The sequence below is a fragment of the Rhizobium sp. 01L410 genome (genome assembly GCF_056400165.1).
This window is the reverse complement of record NZ_JBFTST010000027.1, coordinates 1-2,489: the sequence shown is the minus strand read 5'-3', so window position 1 is coordinate 2,489 and position 2,489 is coordinate 1. Positions and strand designations below refer to the sequence as shown.

At 59.2% G+C, this 2,489-nt stretch carries 2 protein-coding genes; both read left to right on the top strand.

Annotation, left to right across the window (positions count from 1 at the left end):
- Nucleotides 1-112 precede the first annotated feature (112 nt).
- A complete protein-coding gene (istA, locus tag AC1DV9_RS29075; RefSeq protein ID WP_112386619.1) occupies nt 113-1,633 on the top strand; it encodes an IS21 family transposase in 1,521 nt (506 codons plus the stop codon).
- Nucleotides 1,623-2,417 (top strand): IS21-like element helper ATPase IstB, encoded by a 795-nt coding sequence (gene istB, locus AC1DV9_RS29070; protein WP_112386620.1) that lies wholly within the window; start codon nt 1,623-1,625, stop codon nt 2,415-2,417. Before istA ends, istB begins: the two co-directional genes overlap by 11 nt.
- The last annotated feature ends 72 nt before the right edge of the window (nt 2,418-2,489 follow it).

Here is a 2,489-nt window from a genome sequence, read left to right as displayed (position 1 = left end):
TGTTGGTTTCCACGCAGAACTGAGCCGGTTAGGCGCATAATTTCCATTGAGAATTGAGCCATGTGAACCTTCCCCCAATGCGGCGAGCGGCGGGGGCAACGGAGTGATCCACATGGGACTTTTAAACATCATCCGCCGGATGGCGTTGCGCGAGAAGCAGTCGATCCGCGAGATCAGCCGGCGCACCGGGCTGTCACGCAACACGATCGCGAAGTATTTGAGCGCTGGTACGATCGAGCCGACGTTCACGGTACCGGAACGGCCGAGCAAGCTTGATCCTTTTGCCGATAAACTCGCCGGCTGGCTGAAGACCGAGGCCGGGCGATCGCGCAAACAGCGCCGAACGCTGAAGCAGCTTCATGCCGATCTGGTGGTTCTCGGCTTTACCGGCTCCTATGGGCGGGTCGCCGCGTTCGCCCGTGAGTGGCGGGTTGAGCAGCAGACGGCTGGCCGCGGCATATTCGTTCCGCTGTCTTTCCGGCCTGGCGAAGCATTCCAATTCGATTGGAGTGAAGATTATGCCGTGATCGGCGGCGAGCGTACGAAGCTTCAGGTCGCACACATCAAGCTATCGCACAGTCGGGCGTTTCTGGTCAGAGCCTACCTGCTGCAAACGCACGAGATGCTCTTCGACGCCCACTGGCACGGGTTCCGCGTGTTTGGCGGCGTACCTGGTCGCGGCATTTACGACAACATGAAGACCGCGGTTGATCGTGTCGGTCGTGGCAAAGAACGGCAGGTCAATATCCGTTTCCTTGCTATGACGAACCACTACGTCTTTGCGCCTGAGTTTTGCAATCCCGCCGCAGGTTGGGAGAAGGGTCAAGTCGAGAAGAATGTTCAGGATGCCCGACCGCGACTTTGGCAACAGATGCCGGACTTTCCAGATCTGGCGGCGTTGAATGCCTGGCTGGAACAGCATTGCCAGGATCTGTGGCGCGACATAGCGCACGGCACCTTGCCCGGCACGATCGCAGACGTCTGGTCCGCAGAACAGCCGACATTGATGGCACTCCCTGCCGCCTTCGATGGCTTCGTCGAACAGAGCAAGCGGGTCTCACCGACATGCCTGATCACCTTCGAACGGAATCGCTACAGCGTGCCTGCATCATTTGCGAACCGGCCCGTCAGCCTACGGATTTATCCGGAGCGACTGGTCGTGGTGGCCGAGGGTAATATCCTCTGCGAACATCAGCGGATCATAGAACGCAGCCACGACAAACCGCCACGAACAACTTACGACTGGCGGCATTACCTTGCGGTCATCCAACGCAAGCCCGGTGCCTTGCGCAATGGTGCGCCCTTCCTGGAATTACCGTTAGCCTTTCGGCGGTTGCAGGACCAGATGCTTCGCCGCCCCGGCGGTGATCGTGAGATGGCCGATATCCTTGCTCTCGTCCTTCATCATGACGAACAGGTCGTCCTTCGCGCTGTGGAACTGGCCCTGGATGCGGGCGTGGCATCCAAAACGCATGTGCTGAACCTACTGCATCGACTGATCGACGGCAAAACCACTGATGGTCCCGATATCGACACACCACAGGCGCTGACCTTGCTGCGCGAACCCAAGGCCAACGTCGAACGCTACGATGGCCTGCGCGTCCGGATAGCAGGAGGCCGCAATGCGTCATGATCCTGCCAGCGCCGCCGTCGTCATCATGCTGCGTAGCCTGAAGATGTATGGCATGGCCCAAGCGGTCACGGACCTGATCGAGCAAGGAGCCCCAGCCTTCGATGCGGCCGTGCCGATCCTGTCCCAGTTGTTGAAAGCCGAAATGGCCGAACGTGAGGTTCGCTCGATCGCCTATCACATGAAGGCTGCGCGCTTCCCCGCCTACAAGGACATCTCTGGATACGACTTCGCCGCCAGCGAGATCAACGAAGCGACGGTGCGCCAACTGCATCGATGCGAGTTCATGGACGGAGCGCACAACATTGTCCTCGTCGGTGGACCGGGCACAGGCAAAACACACGTCGCGACCGCTATCGGCGTCCAGGCGATCGAGCACCACCGCCGAAAAGTTCGCTTCTTCTCGACCATCGAACTGGTCAACGCTCTCGAGCAGGAGAAGGCCAAAAGCAAGGCAGGCCAGATCGCCGAGACGCTGGTCCGTCTCGATCTGCTGATCCTCGATGAGCTCGGATACCTTCCGTTCAGTGCTTCCGGCGGAGCGCTGCTCTTCCACCTGCTGAGCAAGCTCTACGAGCGCACCAGCGTCATCATCACCACCAACCTCAGCTTTAGCGAATGGGCCACGGTCTTCGGTGACGCCAAGATGACCACCGCTCTGCTCGATCGCCTGACCCACCGTTGCCATATCCTCGAAACCGGAAATGACAGCTTTCGCTTCAAGGCCAGCTCGGCCGCAGCAGCACAGAAGAGAGGAGAAAAGGCCAATCCCTTGACCAAACCCTGATCAGAAAACCATACTGAGAGGTGGCTCACTTCTCGGTGGAAAAACCGGCTCAGTTCCGCATGGAAACCAACA

Bases quoted from the DNA above. Each gene is read 5' to 3' on its own strand.
- istA (WP_112386619.1), top strand. From the start codon at position 113: ATGGGACTTTTAAACATCATCCGCCGGATGGCGTTGCGCGAGAAGCAG.
- istB (WP_112386620.1), top strand. From the start codon at position 1,623: ATGCGTCATGATCCTGCCAGCGCCGCCGTCGTCATCATGCTGCGTAGC.